This is a genomic window from Pseudoxanthomonas taiwanensis (assembly GCF_010093135.1).
Classification (GTDB): Bacteria; Pseudomonadota; Gammaproteobacteria; order Xanthomonadales; family Xanthomonadaceae; genus Pseudoxanthomonas; species Pseudoxanthomonas taiwanensis.
The window spans coordinates 1-14,778 of the sequence record NZ_PDWK01000025.1 but is presented as its reverse complement, the minus strand read 5'-3'; the positions used below and the strand labels follow the sequence as shown (position 1 = coordinate 14,778).

Annotated in this window: 20 protein-coding genes and 1 tRNA gene; 7 read left to right on the top strand and 14 right to left on the bottom strand. The window is 73.4% G+C overall.

What is annotated here, in order from left to right; genetic code table 11:
* The first annotated feature begins 1 nt into the window (after window position 1).
* From phaC to CR938_RS06730, 4 genes are all read left to right on the top strand, one after another.
* Window positions 2-1,048, top strand: coding sequence for a class III poly(R)-hydroxyalkanoic acid synthase subunit PhaC (phaC, locus tag CR938_RS06745; protein WP_425502422.1), 1,047 nt, complete (start codon window positions 2-4; stop codon window positions 1,046-1,048).
* A gap of 251 nt (window positions 1,049-1,299) precedes the next feature.
* Window positions 1,300-1,506: a PspC domain-containing protein gene (locus tag CR938_RS06740; RefSeq protein WP_162124265.1), complete on the top strand. Its 207-nt coding sequence runs from the start codon at window positions 1,300-1,302 to the stop codon at window positions 1,504-1,506.
* A 44-nt stretch (window positions 1,507-1,550) separates the two neighbouring features.
* A complete protein-coding gene (locus CR938_RS06735) occupies window positions 1,551-1,958 on the top strand; it encodes a hypothetical protein (RefSeq protein WP_162124290.1) in 408 nt (135 codons plus the stop codon).
* Between the two features lie 147 nt (window positions 1,959-2,105).
* Window positions 2,106-2,327: a hypothetical protein gene (locus CR938_RS06730; protein ID WP_162124264.1), complete on the top strand. Its 222-nt coding sequence runs from the start codon at window positions 2,106-2,108 to the stop codon at window positions 2,325-2,327.
* Here the strand turns inward: CR938_RS06730 and CR938_RS06725 are convergent.
* Window positions 2,312-2,920, bottom strand: coding sequence for a cysteine hydrolase family protein (locus CR938_RS06725; protein WP_162124263.1), 609 nt, complete (start codon window positions 2,918-2,920; stop codon window positions 2,312-2,314). The two genes, CR938_RS06730 and CR938_RS06725, sit on opposite strands and share 16 nt — an antisense overlap.
* A 151-nt stretch (window positions 2,921-3,071) precedes the next feature.
* On the opposite strand from CR938_RS06725, the gene CR938_RS06720 reads away from it, so the two are divergent.
* Window positions 3,072-4,292 carry a two-component system sensor histidine kinase NtrB gene (locus CR938_RS06720; protein WP_162124262.1) on the top strand — a complete coding sequence of 407 codons (1,221 nt, stop codon included), beginning with the start codon at window positions 3,072-3,074 and terminating at the stop codon, window positions 4,290-4,292.
* Window positions 4,289-4,663, top strand: coding sequence for a response regulator (locus tag CR938_RS06715; RefSeq protein ID WP_246190998.1), 375 nt, complete (start codon window positions 4,289-4,291; stop codon window positions 4,661-4,663). The genes CR938_RS06720 and CR938_RS06715 overlap by 4 nt, the downstream gene beginning before the upstream one ends.
* A 13-nt stretch (window positions 4,664-4,676) precedes the next feature.
* Here CR938_RS06715 and CR938_RS06710 read toward each other — a convergent pair whose 3' ends face one another.
* The gene (locus CR938_RS06710) at window positions 4,677-4,961 is read right to left on the bottom strand and encodes a DUF3247 family protein (protein ID WP_162124261.1); all 285 of its coding nucleotides are present in this window, start codon (window positions 4,959-4,961) and stop codon (window positions 4,677-4,679) included.
* 109 nt (window positions 4,962-5,070) lie between these two features.
* Here CR938_RS06710 and CR938_RS06705 point away from each other — a divergent pair, with 109 nt between their 5' ends.
* Window positions 5,071-5,373 carry a hypothetical protein gene (locus CR938_RS06705; protein ID WP_162124260.1) on the top strand — a complete coding sequence of 101 codons (303 nt, stop codon included), beginning with the start codon at window positions 5,071-5,073 and terminating at the stop codon, window positions 5,371-5,373.
* Window positions 5,374-5,428: 55 nt separating this feature from the next.
* Here the strand turns inward: CR938_RS06705 and CR938_RS06700 are convergent.
* The 12 genes from CR938_RS06700 to ccmA all read right to left on the bottom strand — a co-directional run bounded on the left by CR938_RS06700 (window position 5,429) and on the right by ccmA (window position 14,384).
* Window positions 5,429-5,514, bottom strand: a tRNA-Leu gene (locus tag CR938_RS06700).
* A gap of 37 nt (window positions 5,515-5,551) precedes the next feature.
* Window positions 5,552-6,133 carry a cysteine dioxygenase family protein gene (locus CR938_RS06695; RefSeq protein ID WP_162124288.1) on the bottom strand — a complete coding sequence of 194 codons (582 nt, stop codon included), beginning with the start codon at window positions 6,131-6,133 and terminating at the stop codon, window positions 5,552-5,554.
* A 65-nt stretch (window positions 6,134-6,198) separates the two neighbouring features.
* Window positions 6,199-7,344, bottom strand: a complete 1,146-nt coding sequence (gene metX / locus CR938_RS06690; RefSeq protein WP_162124259.1) for a homoserine O-acetyltransferase MetX — start codon at window positions 7,342-7,344, stop codon at window positions 6,199-6,201.
* A 76-nt stretch (window positions 7,345-7,420) separates the two neighbouring features.
* Window positions 7,421-8,434, bottom strand: a complete 1,014-nt coding sequence (locus tag CR938_RS06685; RefSeq protein ID WP_246190997.1) for a tetratricopeptide repeat protein — start codon at window positions 8,432-8,434, stop codon at window positions 7,421-7,423.
* Window positions 8,431-8,883 carry a cytochrome c-type biogenesis protein gene (locus tag CR938_RS06680; RefSeq protein WP_162124258.1) on the bottom strand — a complete coding sequence of 151 codons (453 nt, stop codon included), beginning with the start codon at window positions 8,881-8,883 and terminating at the stop codon, window positions 8,431-8,433. The genes CR938_RS06685 and CR938_RS06680 overlap by 4 nt, the downstream gene beginning before the upstream one ends.
* Window positions 8,880-9,476, bottom strand: coding sequence for a DsbE family thiol:disulfide interchange protein (locus tag CR938_RS06675; RefSeq protein WP_162124257.1), 597 nt, complete (start codon window positions 9,474-9,476; stop codon window positions 8,880-8,882). The genes CR938_RS06680 and CR938_RS06675 overlap by 4 nt, the downstream gene beginning before the upstream one ends.
* Window positions 9,473-11,392 (bottom strand): heme lyase CcmF/NrfE family subunit, encoded by a 1,920-nt coding sequence (locus CR938_RS06670; protein WP_162124256.1) that lies wholly within the window; start codon window positions 11,390-11,392, stop codon window positions 9,473-9,475. Before CR938_RS06670 ends, CR938_RS06675 begins: the two co-directional genes overlap by 4 nt.
* A gap of 42 nt (window positions 11,393-11,434) precedes the next feature.
* A complete protein-coding gene (gene ccmE, locus CR938_RS06665; RefSeq protein ID WP_162124255.1) occupies window positions 11,435-11,896 on the bottom strand; it encodes a cytochrome c maturation protein CcmE in 462 nt (153 codons plus the stop codon).
* Window positions 11,893-12,060 carry a heme exporter protein CcmD gene (ccmD, locus tag CR938_RS06660; protein ID WP_162124254.1) on the bottom strand — a complete coding sequence of 56 codons (168 nt, stop codon included), beginning with the start codon at window positions 12,058-12,060 and terminating at the stop codon, window positions 11,893-11,895. The genes ccmE and ccmD overlap by 4 nt, the downstream gene beginning before the upstream one ends.
* Window positions 12,057-12,806, bottom strand: coding sequence for a heme ABC transporter permease (locus CR938_RS06655; protein ID WP_162124253.1), 750 nt, complete (start codon window positions 12,804-12,806; stop codon window positions 12,057-12,059). The genes ccmD and CR938_RS06655 overlap by 4 nt, the downstream gene beginning before the upstream one ends.
* A gap of 253 nt (window positions 12,807-13,059) precedes the next feature.
* Window positions 13,060-13,749 (bottom strand): heme exporter protein CcmB, encoded by a 690-nt coding sequence (ccmB, locus tag CR938_RS06650; RefSeq protein WP_162124252.1) that lies wholly within the window; start codon window positions 13,747-13,749, stop codon window positions 13,060-13,062.
* Window positions 13,746-14,384 carry a heme ABC exporter ATP-binding protein CcmA gene (ccmA, locus tag CR938_RS06645; RefSeq protein WP_162124251.1) on the bottom strand — a complete coding sequence of 213 codons (639 nt, stop codon included), beginning with the start codon at window positions 14,382-14,384 and terminating at the stop codon, window positions 13,746-13,748. The genes ccmB and ccmA overlap by 4 nt, the downstream gene beginning before the upstream one ends.
* Window positions 14,385-14,778: the final 394 nt, after the last annotated feature.

Below are 14,778 nucleotides of genomic sequence, written 5' to 3'. Positions count from 1 at the left end.
GCTGCGCCTGGATCCGGTCGCGCTGGCGCGCGAGGCCTGGGAGTTCCAGCAGCGCCTGGCCGAGGGCGCGCGCGTGCTGGCGCAGGTCGGCCAGGTGGACTATGGCGCCACCCCGCGCCAGGAGGTCTGGCGCGACGGCAAGGTGGTGCTGTACCGCTTCGCCGCCGAGGGGCCGGTGTCCGGCCCGCCGCTGCTGATCGTCTACGCGCTGGTCAACCGGCCCTACATGGTGGACCTGCAGGCGGACCGCTCGCTGGTGCGCGGCCTGCTGGCGCTGGGCGTGGACGTGTACGTGCTGGACTGGGGCTATCCGGACCGCTCGGACCGCTTCCTGACCCTGGACGACTACATCAACCGCTACATCGACGGCGCCGTGGACCACCTGGCGGGCCTGCACGGCGGCCCGGTCAACCTGCTGGGTGTGTGCCAGGGCGGGGCGCTGTCGCTGTGCTACAGCGCGCTGCATCCGGGGAAGGTGCGCAACCTGGTGACCATGGTCACGCCGGTGGACTTCCACACCCCGGACAACATGCTCTCCAACTGGGTGCGCGGGCTGGATGTGGACCTGTTCGTGGACGCCTTGGGCAACGTGCCGGCGGACCTGATGAACGCCAGCTACCTGATGCTCAAGCCGTTCCGCCTGAACCTGCAGAAGTACGTGGGCCTGGTGGACGCGCTGGGCGACGCGAAGGCGGTGGAGGACTTCCTGCGCATGGAGAAGTGGATCTTCGACTCGCCCGACCAGGTGGGCGAGGCGTTCCGCGACTTCGTCAAGCAGTTCTACCAGGGCAACGCCTTCGTCAACCGCACCGCGCGCATCGGCGGCCAGGCGGTGGACCTGGGCTTCATCGACATGCCGGTGCTGAACGTCTACGCCGAACAGGACCACCTGGTGCCGCCGGCGGCCTCGCGCGCACTGCGCGACCTGGTCGGTACGCGCGACTACACCGAGCTGGGCTTCCGCGGCGGCCACATCGGCATCTACGTCTCCAGCCGCGCCCAGCGCGAGGTGCCGGCGGCGATCCACGGCTGGCTGGCGGCCAGATAGGGCGCCAGCGCCGCACGCGACCGGCCTCCGGTGCCCAGTACCGCATGCGTGGTGCCGTGGCCTGCACGGCAGCGCCGGGGACTTCATCGGACAGGCCGGCAGCCGCGGCAGCCCCACCGGGCGCCCGTGGCGCGGCCTGCCCGGGCCAGCCTGAACGGTCGGCGGGTGAATGGCTGCGCGAACGCCTGCATCAACTGCGCGTGGACGCGGGGCAGCGCTAGACTCGGGCCAGGTTTCCCGTGGAGTCGGCCATGAGCGCAACCCCGAATACCGGTCTGGCACGTTCGCTCAACGACCGCATGATCGCCGGCGTCATCGGCGGCATCGCCCGCCGCTTCGGCTGGAACTCGACCCTGCTGCGCATCCTCTACGTGGTCGTGTCCATCGCCTCGGCGGCGTTCCCGGGCATCCTGGTCTACCTGATCCTGTGGCTGCTGATGCCCAACGAATCGGACTGAGCCCGGTGCGCAGGCGGCTGCGCGCGCTGGCACTGGCGGCCGGGATGCTCTGGGCCCTGCCGTGGACGCTGGCGGGCCTGCTGGCCGGCCTGGTCCTGGTGCCGTTGGGCGCGCGGCCGCGCCTGGCGCGCGGGGAATGCGCGCTGCTGTTCGCCCGGTGTCCGTGGGGCCCGGGCGGGGCGCTCACCCTGGGCAACGTGATCCTGGCCACCGGCCCGGACCTGGAGGCGCGCTGTGCCACCTACGAGCACCGCGCCGGCCGCTGCCGCCATCCCGCCGTGCGCCTGGGCGACCACGAGCGCGCGCACGTCTACCAGTACATGGTGCTGGGACCGCTGTTCGTGCCGCTGTACCTGCTGTGCGGCGGCGTGTCGGTGCGCAATCCGTTCGAGCGCGCGGCCGACCGCTACGCCATGCACGGCCGCGGCTGGTGGCCGTGGGCGCGCGCCTGAACGACGCGTTCACCTTGCCGCAACCGCCCGTACCGCTTGCGGCAACACACCGCCTCTAACTTTGGTTGCACGGAGAACTAACGTGCCTGCCGGCACACTGTGCGCATCGACCGGAAACGGTACAAGGCAGTAAGAGGTACGGCCGAAATGTCCATCGTGTTGTATGTCGGCGGGAGCAAGGACGGGTCCCGCGGCGTGGTCCCGCACGGGTTCACCCGGTGCATGCTGGAAACCGAGCAGGGACGCGAGATCTACGTCGAGCGCCTGCTGCGCCTGCCCCAGGTGGGCACGGTGCGGGTGATGGCGCTCGAACAGCTGGCCGAGCGGCTGCTCGCCCGGGACGTGGCGCGCCACTACGGCGTGGCCTGATTCCGCCGGCGCCTCCCGGCGCCGGCACCGCGGCCGCGGCCGGCCGCATCCGCGACAAGACGCACCGTGCGCGCTCCGCGCACGTCGATCCCGAAGGCATCCCGCATCAGCGCCAGCGCACGGTCGCGGCGCGCGACGGTCTGCGCCGCCACGCAGTCGCGCGGCACCTGCACCTGCAGCTGGCGCATGTGCGCGTCGTGCGCGGTGATCAGGATGCAGGAATCGGCGGCGATGCCGGTGACCACCACCCGGCGCACCCGCAGCTGGCGCAGCAGCAGCTCCAGCGGCGAATCGAGGAACCCGGAGTGGCGGGGCTTGAGCACGAAGCGGTCGCGCGCCTCCGGCAGCACGTGGCGCACGATCTCCGCGCCGCCCACGCCTTCGCCGGCGCAGCTGGCCACCAGGTCGGCGAAACCGCCGCGCCAGTCCAGGAAGTTGTCGTTGCCGTAGACCACCGGCGCGCTCGCGGCGCGGAAGCGGCGGGCCAGCGCGCCGATGCGCGGCGCCACCGGCCGCGTGGCGCGCAGCAGCGCCGCGCCGCCCTCGAAATCGAAGCGGTTGATCATGTCCACGATCAGCAGGGCCTGGCGCATGCGCTCACCGGAATGCGGGGAAGGCCAGCCTGTGGCCGCGGCCGGCAACCGCGCGTGAAACCGCAGACCGACAGGCTTCCACAACGCTGCCTTCACGGTGCCGGCCGCCAAAATCCTCCAATTCCTGCAATCACCCCGGGGGATCCAGTCCATGCAGGGACGACCACAGCCCGTCTGGAGCGGCGGGGCCATCGCCGACTATGACCAGTTCCGGCTGCTGGTCGAGAGCGTAACCGACTACGCCATCTACATGCTCGACCGCGACGGTTGCGTGGTGAGCTGGAATCCGGGCGGGCAGCGCATCAAGGGCTACACCGCCAGCGAGATCATCGGCCAGCACTTCTCACGCTTCTACACGCCCGAGGACCGCGCCGGCGGCCTGCCGCAGCGCACGCTGGAGGAGGCCGCGCGCGAGGGGCGGCACACCGCCGAGGGCTGGCGCGTGCGCAAGGACGGCTCGCGCTTCTGGGCCAGCGTGGTGGTGGACGCGATCCACCGCGACGGCCGGCTGGTCGGCTTCGCCAAGGTCACCCGCGACATCACCGAGCGCCGCATCGCCCAGCAGCAGCTGGAGCGCTCGCGCGAGGCGCGGGCGCGCAGCCAGCGCCTGGAGGCGATGGCGCGCCTGACCGCGGGCCTGGCGCACGACTTCAACAACCTGATGACGGTGATCGTCAACAGCCTGGACCTGGTCGGGCGCTTCGGCGACGATCCGCAGCGCCGCCGCGAGCTGCTGCAGCCGGCCCACCGCGCCGCCGACCATGCCTCGCTGCTGACCCGCCAGCTGCTGTCGTTCTCGCGCGGGCAGGCGCTGGCGCCGGAGCGGCTGGACGTGAACGCGCAGCTGCGGCGCTCGGCCACGCGGCTGCGCCGCGCCTGCGACGAGACCATCCGCATCGAGTACCGGCTGGCCCCGGGCGAGCTACCGGTGGTGGTGGACGCCTGCCAGCTCGAGGCCGCGCTGCTCAACCTGGTGCTCAACGCGCGCGATGCCATGGAAGGCGGCGGCACCATCGTGGTCACGACAGGGATTGCCGGTCCCGACGCCCATGTGGCCGGTGCGGCCGCGGCCGGCGCGGAAGCGGAGTCCAGCGTGGTGTCGGGCGCCGAGGGCGCCGGCCGCGGCCGCGAGGTGCGCGTGGCGGTCAGCGACACCGGCATCGGCATGGCGCCGGAGGTGGCCGAGCGGGCGATGGATCCGTTCTTCACCACCAAGGACGTGGGCAAGGGCAGCGGCCTGGGCCTGAGCCAGGTGCACGGCTTCGTGTGCCAGTCGGGCGGCCGCATGGTCATCACCAGCCGGCCCGGCGGCGGAACCCGGGTGGAGCTGTGCCTGCCGTACGCGGCGCCGGAAGGGGAGGAAAGGGCGTGAGTGCATCGCAGACCCATGTGCTGTTCGTGGACGACGACCTGCTGCTGCGCGACGTGGTGGCCGAGGCGCTGGAACTGGCCGGTTTCCGGGTCACCGTGGCCGGCGGCGGCGCCGAGGCCTTGCGCGTGTTGCGCGGCGAGGGGCCGGTGGACGTGGTCTTCAGCGACGTGGTGATGCCGCACGGCGTCTCCGGCGTGGAACTGGCCCAGGAGGCGCTGGCGCTGCGGCCCGGCATCCGTGTGGTGCTGGCCTCGGGCCATCCGCGCTCGCAGCTGCCGCCGCTGCCCGGGCAGGTGGCGTTCATCGCCAAGCCCTACCGGGTGGCGGAGCTGGTGGACAAGATCGCCGACATCGGCGCCGGCCGCGCCTGAGCGCGGCGGCCGCTCAGGCCGTGCCCAGACGGATGACCTCGGCCACGCCATCCAGCCACAGGTAGCGTGGCGGCGTGGTGCCGGACAGCGGCTCCAGGCGCAGCAGGGCGTTGGTGCCTTCGCGCCCGTCCAGGCGGAAGGTCTGCATGCTCGGGCGCACCGCCACCACGCCGTCCACGTAGCTGCCGTCGGCCAGGCGCAGGCGCACCTGCGCCTGATCGTCCAGCACCCGGCACAGCGCCTCCAGGCGCGCGATCTCCTCCTGCGACTCGACGATCCTCTCGGGCAGTTCGTTCATTGCACGCTCCCTTGGGCCCCGCCGCGCAGCTTGCCGCGAGCGGCGTGAGCGCCACGTCTCAGCGGCTGCGACCGGGACCGACTAGCCTGCGCCGGCGAAGGAGGTCGTGATGCGCGGGATGCGTCTGCTGCGCGCCTATGGAACGGCGCTGTCGCTGCTGCTGGGAGCCCTGTTGGGGGCCGGCCTGTCCTGGCTGGGGCCGGCCGCAGGCACGCCGCGGGAGGCGGCCTCGCCCGGGCTGCTGTGGGTGGCGGCGGGTTTCCTGGCGCTGGCCGCGGGTGCCGGCGCCCGCGCCACCTGGCGCTGCATCCACGCCGCACGCCGGCGGCCAGGCCCGGAGCGGGACGGCCATGTGGCCGACTCCTGCGGCTGCGCCGATGGCGGCCGCGGTGGCGGGACCTGGTGCCGGTGAGCCGGGCTTGGCGCGGATGCGCGAAGGGCCGGGCGACAGGCCCGGCCCTTGCCGATGGTGCCGAAGGTGGGACTCGAACCCACACGCTTTGAGGGCGGCGGATTTTGAGTCCGCTGCGTCTACCAGTTCCGCCACTTCGGCCGGCGCGGCAAGTATAGCCGGGGCCTGCCGGCACCGGCTATCGCGCCGGGTCGGTGGCCAGTTCGCGCAGCTCGCGCCGGGTCCAGCCGTCCGCGCCGGGCTCGGGCACGAACACGTGGCAGCGCAGCAGCGGGTGCTGGTACACGTGCAGCGAGACGGCCACCGCCGCCGGGTCGGTGTTGCGGATGACGTGGTATTCGTGCGGCGGGATCAGGCTGCCGGCCGAGCCGGGGCCGGCCTCCAGCGTCTCCACGGCCTGGAAGCGCCAGCGGTCGCCGTCGCGCTCCAGCGGCTCGTAGCGGGTGATGGCCAGGCGCCCGTGCCAGACGCCTTCCACGCACCAGCAACCGTCGTGGTCGTGGATCGGGGTGCCCTGGCCGGGCCCCCAGGTCATGGCGATGACGCTGTAGCCCAGGTCCGGGCTCTGGTGCAGCAGGCGGCGCGCGTAGTGGTCGGCCACCGGCTCCAGCACCGCCGGCGGCAGCTCCACCGCGCCGCCGGCGAACAGCCTGGACAGGGCCTGGCGCAGCCGGGCGGTGACCGCGGTCTTCTCGCGCAGGCGCACGGCCGCATCCAGCGCCTCGACCAGTTTCTGTTTGCCGGGGAAATCCAAGCCCAGGCTCCGTTGGGACGGGTCGGCAGGGTACCGGGACGGATGTTAGATAAACGTTTCGGTGGAAACGTTTACCCGGCCAGCTCGTCCAGGAAGCCGCGCACCGCCGGGCCGAAGCGGCCGAAGTCGACCAGGAAGGCGTCGTGGCCCTGGGGCGAGTCCAGGCCCAGGAAGCGCGCCTGCGCGCCGCCGCGGGCCAGGCCCTCGGCGATCTCCTCCTGCTGCTGCACCGGGAACAGGATGTCGGTGTTGGCGCCGATGGCCAGGGCGCGCTCGACCCGGATCTTCGCCAGCCCGGCCAGCACGTCGCCGTCGGCGTATTCGGCCAGGTCGAACCAGTCCATCGAGCGGCTCAGGTACAGGTAGCAGTTGGGGTCGAAGCGGCGCACGAAGCGGCGCGCGTGGCCTTCCAGGTAGCTTTCCACCTCGAACTCCAGGCCGAAGGGCTCGTTGTCGGCGCGGTCCGAGTCCAGGCGCACGCGGCCGAAGCGGCCGTCCCACTCCAGCGCCGAGCGGTAGGTGATCACGCCCAGCTTGCGGGCGATGCGCATGCCCGATTCGGGATAGCGCCCGGCGTCGTAGTGCCCCTCGTTCCAGTTCGGGTCCAGGCGGATGGCCTCGCGCTGCAGCGAGCGCACCGCGATGGAGAACGGCAGGGCGCGCGCGCTGCCGGAGATGTTGATGTGGGCGCGGGCGATGCCCGGGTGGCGCAGCAGCAGCGCCAGCGCGGTCATGCCGCCCATGGAGTTGCCGATCACGCAGGCCAGCCGTTCGATGCCCAGGCCGCGCACCACCGCGGCGGCGGCGTCGGCGATGTCCTCGATCGACAGGGCCGGGAACGACAGGCGGTAGGGCTGGCCGGTGGCCGGATCGATCGAGGCCGGGCCGGTGGAGCCCTTGCAGCTGCCCAGCGAGTTGACGCAGACCACGAACCAGCGGCCGGTGTCGATCGGCTTGCCGGGACCGAGCATGGCCTCCCACCAGCCGGGCGTGGGGTCGTCGGCGTGCGAGGCGGCGTGGGCGTCCGGCGACAGGCCGGTGACGATCAGCACCGCGTTGTCGCGGGCGTCGTTGAGGCGGCCCCAGGTCTCGTAGGTCACCCGCGCACCCAGCAGCTGCCCGCCCCGTTTCATCGGGAACGGGGACGGCAGGAAGTGGAAGCGGCTGCCGGGCGGGATGAACTCGCCGGGCGCGGCGTCAGGCGTGACGGTAGCCATAGGCGCCGCAGTGTACCGGCATCGCGCCGCCGGCCGCAGCGCGGGGCGGGAAAGCCGTGTTCCGCCGGGGGCGGGCTCAGCGCGCCGCGTCCAGGCGCAGCTCCACCGGTGCCTGCGCCGGCAGCCGCACCCGCACGGGGGGCGATTCGATGTCGCCCTCGCCGCGCCCGGCGCTGCCGCCGAGCGACAACCGCGCCAGCACCTCGACCTCGCCCAGCGCCGACAGTTTCTGCGTGGGCATGGGGCTGTCGCGGTCATCCAGCACCACCTCCGCCGGCAGGCCGCGCAGCGGATGGCGCTCCACGGCCACCGGCATCGGCGGGCCGCCGGGGATGCGCGCGATCACGAACACCGCCGCGTCTTCGCGGGCGCCGGTGCGTGCGGCCAGGTCGGCCGGCACCATCAGCCGCACCCGCAGCGCGGTGGCCGGGGCCGCCTCCGCCTGCAGCGGCGGCAGGCCGGCGTCGGCGCGGGCGGCGTCGATCTGTTCGCGCAGGCTGCGCGCGGTGGCCGCGTCCACCGTGGCCAGCAGCGGCTCCCAGGTCGCGGCGGCCTCGGCGGCCCGGCCGGCCTGGCGCTGGGCCCCGCCGAGGAACCAGGTGGCGCGCTGGTGGCCGGGCTGCAGCTCCAGCGCGCGGCGCAGCCAGGCCAGCGCCTGTTCGTCGAAGCGCCGCTCCGGATCGGCCAGGGCGCGCGCCTCGGCCGCGTCCACCAGCAGACCCGGCTCGTCCGGCGCCAGCGCCACCGCGCGAGCGTAGGCGTCGCGGGCGCCGGCCTGGTCGCCCAGGGCCGCGCGCGAACGGCCCAGCAGGGCCCAGCCCTCGGCCGCGTCCGGGTTGCGCTGCAGCTCCTCCTCCAGCCGCGCCACCGCCTCCTGCAGGGTCCGCGGTGCCTCCGCGGCGGCCGGGGCGCGCAGCGCCTGTGGCGTGCCCACCAGCACGTACAGGCCCAGCACCACCACCGAGAGCGAGGCGACCGCGGCACCCAGCGGCCAGCGCGGGCCGCGCCAGACCGGCCACAGCACGCGGCCGAGCACGGCCACGCTGAGCAGGGCGGCGACGATCACGAAGGGCAGGGTGGCGTCGCTCACGGGTCCAGTTCCTCGTCGGCCAGCGGCCCGCCGGTGGCGTTGGCCGCGCGCCGGCGCACGATCCGCCACACCGCCACGGCGCCGCCCAGCAACACCAGGCCCGGGCCGAACCACAGCAGCCAGGTGTGCGAGCCGACCTGCGGCCGGTACAGCACGAACTCGCCGTAGCGGTCCACCAGGAAGCGCCTGATCTCCTCGTCCGAGCGGCCCTCGCGCATCAGGTCCAGCACCTGGCGGCGCATGTCGCGGGCGATCTGCGCGTTGGAGTCGGCCAGCGACTGGTTCTGGCACATCACGCAGCGCAGCTGCCCGGCCAGGTGCTGGAAGCGCGCCTCCTCGGCCGCGTCGTGGAACTGCAGCGGCGCCGGGTCGTCCACCGGCTGCGCGTGCACGCCGGCGCCGGCCGCCAGGGCCAGCGCCAGCAGCAGGGAGCGCAGCGGCCGGCTCACCGCGCCCGCTCCGCCCGTTCCAGCTCGGGCAGCAGCTGGCCGCGCACGACCTGGTCGGTCAGCGGGCCGGTGTGCTTCCAGCGCACGATGCCGTTGCCGTCCACCAGGAAGGTCTCCGGCGCGCCAGCCACACCCCAGTCCAGCGCGGTGCGGCCTTCCTGGTCGGCGACCACGACGAAGAACGGGTTGCCGAACCGCTCCAGCCAGCGCAGCGCCTCCTCCGGCTCGTCCTTCCAGTTGTAGCCGACCACGCGCACGCGCCGGGTCTCGGCGAAGCGGGTCAGCACCGGGTGTTCCTCGCGGCAGGCCGCGCACCAGCTGCCCCAGACGTTGAGCACGTAGGGCGCGCCGCGCAGCTCGGCCGAGCCGAAGCGGACGCCGGGATCGTGCAGCACCGGCAGCGAGAACTCCGGCGCCGGCTTGCCGATCAGCGCCGAGGGCAGCACGTCGCGGCCGGCGTCGCCGGAGCGGCGCACGCCGTACAGCATCAGCCCGACCAGCCCGATGAAGAACAGCGCGCCGATGACGATGGCCACCGGCGGCAGTCCCGGGCGCGGGGGCGCGTTCTTCGGGGTTTCCTGGGAAGCGGTCATGGGGCTTTCTCCGTGGGTCGGCGGAAGCGGCGGTCGGCGGCGGCGCCCAGGCCGCCCAGGGCCATCAGCAGGGCGCCGGTCCAGATCCAGCGCACGAAGGGCTTGACGTGCACGCGCACCGCCCAGCTGCCGTTGCCCAGCGGCTCGCCCAGGGCCACGTACACGTCGCCGGCCAGGCCGGGGCGGATCGCCGCCTCGGTCATCACCTGGCCGCCGCTGGCGTAGGCGCGCTTCTCAGGATGCAGCACGGCCAGCGGGCGGCCGTCGCGCAGCAGCCGGACGCTGCCGCGCTCGGCGGTGTAGTTCGGGCCGGGGATGCGCTCCACGCCCTCGAACACGAAGGTGTAGCGGTCCAGCTCCAGGCGCTGGCCCGGTGCCAGCGCCACCTCGCGCTGCACGTTCTGCGCCTCGACCAGCAGGGCGCCGACCAGGAACACGGCGATGCCCAGGTGCGCCAGCACCAGGCCCCAGGTCTCGGCGTTCATGCGCCCGCTGTTGCGCAGCCGCGCCCAGGCGAAGCGCAGCGTGCCCAGGCCCACCCACGCCGCGCCGGCCACGCCCAGCGCGCTCTTCCATGCACCCTGCGGCGCCCGGAACCAGGCCAGCACGCCCAGGCCCGCGGCCACGCCCAGCCACGGCACCAGCGCCGCGACCAGCCTCGAGGGCTGCTCGCGCTGCCAGCGCGCCAGCGGGCCGAACGGCACCAGCACCACCAGCGGCACCATCAGCACGAAGAACAGCAGGCCGAAGTAGGGTGGACCGACCGAGATCTTGCCCAGCTCCAGGGCATCGGCCAGCAGCGGGTACAGCGTGCCCAGCAGCACCATGGCGCAGGCGCTGGACAGCAGCAGGTTGTTGACCAGCAGCAGGGTCTCGCGCGAGGCCGGGGCGAAGCCCGGGCCCTCGGCCAGGCGGCCGGCGCGCAGCGCATACAGCAGCAGCGAGGCGCCGACTACCGTGCCCAGGAAGGCCAGGATGAACATGCCACGCGAGGGATCGGAGGCGAAGGCGTGCACGCTGGTCAGCACGCCGGAGCGGACCAGGAAGGTGCCCAGCAGCGACAGCGAGAACGCGGCGATGGCCAGCAGCAGGGTCCAGCCGGGGAAGCTGCCGCGTTTCTCGGTCACCGCCTGCGAGTGGATCAGCGCCGCGCCCACCAGCCAGGGCATGAAGCTGGCGTTCTCCACCGGGTCCCAGAACCACCAGCCGCCCCAGCCCAGCTCGTAGTAGGCCCACCAGCTGCCCAGCGCGATGCCCAGGGTCAGGAACGCCCAGGCCACGTTGGTCCAGGGCCGGGTCCAGCGCAGCCAGCGCGCGTCGATGTGGCCGTCCAGCAGCGCGGCGATGGCGAAGGCGAACGGCACGGCGAAGCCCACGTAGCCGAAGTACAGCATCGGCGGGTGCAGGATCAGGCCCGGGTCCTGCAGCAGCGGGTTGAGGTCGCGGCCCTCCGGCGGGGCCGGCAGCAGCCGCTCGAACGGGTTGGAGGTGAACACCAGGAAGGCGAGGAAGCCCAGCGCCACCGCGCCCATCACGCCCAGCACCCGCGCCACCACCGGCGGCGGCAGGGAGCGCGAGAACAGGGCCACGGCCGAGGTCCACAGTGCCAGCACCAGCGCCCACAGCAGCAGCGACCCCTCGTGCGAGCCCCACACCGCCGAGTAGCGGTAGACCATCGGCAGCAGCGAGTTGGAGTTGGCCGCCACGTAGCGGACCGAGAAGTCCTGGACCACGAAGGCGTGGGTCAGGATGGCGAAGGCGCCGGCCAGCAGCAGCAGTTGCAGGTGCGCGGCCGGGCGCGCCACCGCCATCCACGCGGCGTTGCCGCGCGCGGCGCCGGCCAGCGGCAGCACCGCCTGCAGCGCGGCCACCACCATCGCCAGCAGCAGCAGGACCTGGCCGAGTTCAGGCAGCATGGCCGTACCCGCGCCGCTTCCGGCCGCCCACCGGGAAGGGCCTCATGGCGTGTCCTCCGCCGGCACCTGCACGTCGTGCTTGCGGTGTGCGATGCCCATCTTGTCGGCCACTTCCCTGGGCATGTAGGTCTCGTCGTGCTTGGCCAGCACGGTGTCGGCGACGAACACGCCGTCCTGCATGCGGCCGGTGGCCACCACCGCCTGGCCCTCGCGGAACAGGTCGGGGAGGATGCCGGTGTAGACCACCGGCAGCTGCGCGTCGCCGTCGGTGACGCGGAAGTGCGATTCCAGCGAGCCGGCCTCGCGGCGGAAGGAGCCCTTCTCGACCATGCCGCCCAGGCGGAAGCGGGCACGCTCGCCGGCCTCGCCGCGCAGCACCTCGGCCGGAGTGTAGAGATAGGCGACGTTGCGCTGCAGGGCCATGGCCACCAGCGCGGTCACCGCGCCGGAGGCCAGCACCAGCAGGGCCACCAGCAGCAGGCGGCGGCGGCGGACCGGGTTCATCGGCTCAGCTCCCCGGCCGTGGCGGCCGGCTTGCGCGCGCGCGCCGCGCGCAGGCGGGCGGCACGCAGTTCGCGCCGCAGCTGCAGCCGCGGCGCCAGGAAGTCCCACAGCAGCACCACCGCGAACACCGCGTAGGCGCCGATCACGTAAGGCAGGTAGGTCATGCACTTTCCTCGGCGAGCTTGCGCACCCAGTCGCGCCCGGCCTCGCGGCGCAGGTTGTCGGCGCGGGCACGGGCCAGCAGGGAGCCGGCGAACCAGAACTTGGTGCCGACCACCATCCACCACAGCGGCGCGGCCATGCTCGGGTCCAGGCTGGACTGGCCGAACACGCGCACGGTCTGGCCCTGGTGCAGCGAGTCCCACCACTCGACCGAGTAGCGGATCACCGGCAGCAGGGCCACGCCGACGATGGCCAGCAGGCCGGCGGCCCGGGCCGAGGCGCGGCGGTCGTCGCCGGCGTGGTAGAGGCCGATCACGCCCAGGTACAGGAACAGCAGGATCAGCTCGGTGGTCAGGCGCGGGTCCCAGTCCCACCAGGTGCCCCACATGGGCTTGCCCCAGATCGAACCGGTGGCCAGGGTGATGGCGGTGAAGGCCGCGCCGATCGGGGCGCACGCCATGGCCAGGATCTCGCACAGCTTGATCCGCCACACCAGGGCGACGCCCGCGTAGACGGCCATCAGCGCGTACACGGCCAGGCTCATCCAGGCCGAAGGCACATGGATGTAGAGGATGCGGGCGCTGTCGCCCTGCTGGTAGTCGGCCGGCACCACAAACAGCGCCTGCCACGTGCCCACCGCCATCAGCAGCACGCCGGCCAGGTAGCACCACGGTGCCCAGCGCGCGGCGAAGCGGTCGAAGTACGGCGGCGAGCCGAGGAGGTGGAACCAGCGGATCACCGGGTTCATGGACAGGACATTGCTCGCTGGAAGGCGCCGGTCGGGGGCGCGGGCCGCCGGCCGGTCGGGCTGTACGGGCAGGAAAAGCGCATTTTTTCAGACTCCGTCCCCCGCGCCAAGCGAAGGCGGCGGAGGCCGTGGGTGGACCGGGTGGGCGCACCGCGCGGCCACACCGCACCAGCCTGCATTGTCGCCGCACGCGCCGCGGCGGCCCTTGATCCAGCGCAAGGCGCAGGCGGGGGCGCGCTCCGGAACCTGAGTCTCACCCCCGCGCGATCCGGATCGCCGCCGCCGCGGCCCGCGGCGCCAGCACCGCCGAAGCCACCAGCATCGCCGCCATCAGCAGCAGCGAACCGCTGGGATCCAGGCCCTGTGCGGCGGCGGCCACGCTGCCGGCGCCGAACACCAGCACCGGCACGTACAGCGGCAGGGCCAGCAGCGCCACCAGGATGCCCGAACGCTTCAGGCCCACGGTCAGCGCGGCCACCACCGCGCCCAGCAGGCTCAGCGTGGGCGTGCCCAGCAGCAGGGTCAACAGCAGTAGCGGCAACTGCGCGCGCGGCAGGTACAGGAACTCGCCCAGCACCGGCACCGCCTCCAGCAGCGGCACGGCGGTGGTCAGCCAGTGGCCGAAGGTGCGCACCGCCACCAGCCAGGCCAGCGGCACCGGCGCCAGCAGCCACTGCTCCAGCGAGCCGTCCTCGGCATCGCCGCGGAACAGGCTGTCCAGCGACAGCAGGCCGGCCAGCAGCACCGCCACCCAGATCGCGTGCGGGGCGACGTGGTCGCGCAGCACCTGCTTCTCGCCGCCCAGGGCCAGGGCGAACATCACCACCACCAGCACCGCGAACAGCGCCGGCTGCAGGGCGTCGCCGCGGCGCCGCCAGACCAGACGCAGGTCGCGCAGCAGCAGGGCCCGGGCGCCGCGCAGCAGGCCGGGGCGGGTGCTCATGCGGCCGCTCCCAGCTCCAGCAGGCGCGTGCGCACCGGCGGGGCGGCGTAGGCGCCGTGGGTGGTGACCAGGGCCGCGCCGCCGGCGCGCAGGTGCGCCGGGATCATGCGGTTGACCAGGTTGATGCCGTCCAGGTCGAGGTTGGCGTAGGGCTCGTCCAGCAGCCACAGCGGCGCCGGCGACAGCCACATGCGTGCCAGGCCCACGCGCTTCTTCTGCCCGGCCGACAGCTGCCGCGCCGGCGCGTCCTCGTAGCCGGACAGGCCGACGATGGCCAGGGCGTCGCCGATGGTCTGGCCGGGTCGCCGGCCGTGCAGGCCGCACAGGAAGCGCAGGTTTTCCTCCACGGTCAGTTCGCCCTTGAGCGCGGGCAGATGGCCGAGGTAGGCGATGGCATGGGCGCGCGAGGCCGGCGCGGCGGGCTGGCCCTCGATCTCGATGCCGCCGGCGTCCGCGCGCAGCAGCCCGGCCAGGACGCGCAGCAGGGTGGTCTTGCCGCTGCCGTTGCCGCCCTGCACCAGCAGGGCCTCGCCGGCCTCGACGGCGAAATCCAGCGGGCCGAACACCGGCACCTCGTTGCGGGCGAACGCCAGGCCACGGGCGGCCAGCAGCGGGACAGGGGCGGTGTCGGTCATCGCCGCGCATTGTAGCCTGCCGCCGCTCCCGGGCATCCCCCGCAGGAGCGCGTCGGCGGCGATCCGGCCGGGAGCCAGCGGCGATCGGACGGGGCAGTCAGGGACCGGAGCCTGCGTTGCACGTGCCGCAGCCGGTGCGGCGCCCTGGGCTTGGCGGGCGAACGCCGGCGCCGGATGCGTCGGCCAGGCCGCCGCGCACCGGGCTCCTACAGGGGGGAGCACCAGTCCACGGCGTCGACGGCCGGGCCGGCGGGGCGGGACAGGGACTGTCTCTTTTCTCATTCTCCGATCCCAGGACACCCGAGAGACTCTCGTCAGCCGTCTTTTGCTTTGAACAAAAAAACACAGCTAAGACGCACCGTATCATCACGTGCCGTATGCATGTAGCGAGCAG

Bases quoted from the DNA above. Each gene is read 5' to 3' on its own strand.
- CR938_RS06670 (WP_162124256.1), bottom strand. From the start codon at position 11,392: ATGCTGCCTGAACTCGGCCAGGTCCTGCTGCTGCTGGCGATGGTGGTG.
- CR938_RS06705 (WP_162124260.1), top strand. From the start codon at position 5,071: ATGCGCGGGATGCGTCTGCTGCGCGCCTATGGAACGGCGCTGTCGCTG.
- CR938_RS06675 (WP_162124257.1), bottom strand. From the start codon at position 9,476: ATGACCGCTTCCCAGGAAACCCCGAAGAACGCGCCCCCGCGCCCGGGA.
- CR938_RS06740 (WP_162124265.1), top strand. From the start codon at position 1,300: ATGAGCGCAACCCCGAATACCGGTCTGGCACGTTCGCTCAACGACCGC.
- CR938_RS06735 (WP_162124290.1), top strand. From the start codon at position 1,551: ATGCTCTGGGCCCTGCCGTGGACGCTGGCGGGCCTGCTGGCCGGCCTG.
- CR938_RS06720 (WP_162124262.1), top strand. From the start codon at position 3,072: ATGCAGGGACGACCACAGCCCGTCTGGAGCGGCGGGGCCATCGCCGAC.
- ccmE (WP_162124255.1), bottom strand. From the start codon at position 11,896: ATGAACCCGGTCCGCCGCCGCCGCCTGCTGCTGGTGGCCCTGCTGGTG.
- ccmD (WP_162124254.1), bottom strand. From the start codon at position 12,060: ATGACCTACCTGCCTTACGTGATCGGCGCCTACGCGGTGTTCGCGGTG.
- CR938_RS06730 (WP_162124264.1), top strand. From the start codon at position 2,106: ATGTCCATCGTGTTGTATGTCGGCGGGAGCAAGGACGGGTCCCGCGGC.
- CR938_RS06655 (WP_162124253.1), bottom strand. From the start codon at position 12,806: ATGAACCCGGTGATCCGCTGGTTCCACCTCCTCGGCTCGCCGCCGTAC.
- ccmA (WP_162124251.1), bottom strand. From the start codon at position 14,384: ATGACCGACACCGCCCCTGTCCCGCTGCTGGCCGCCCGTGGCCTGGCG.
- CR938_RS06725 (WP_162124263.1), bottom strand. From the start codon at position 2,920: ATGCGCCAGGCCCTGCTGATCGTGGACATGATCAACCGCTTCGATTTC.
- metX (WP_162124259.1), bottom strand. From the start codon at position 7,344: ATGGCTACCGTCACGCCTGACGCCGCGCCCGGCGAGTTCATCCCGCCC.
- ccmB (WP_162124252.1), bottom strand. From the start codon at position 13,749: ATGAGCACCCGCCCCGGCCTGCTGCGCGGCGCCCGGGCCCTGCTGCTG.
- CR938_RS06710 (WP_162124261.1), bottom strand. From the start codon at position 4,961: ATGAACGAACTGCCCGAGAGGATCGTCGAGTCGCAGGAGGAGATCGCG.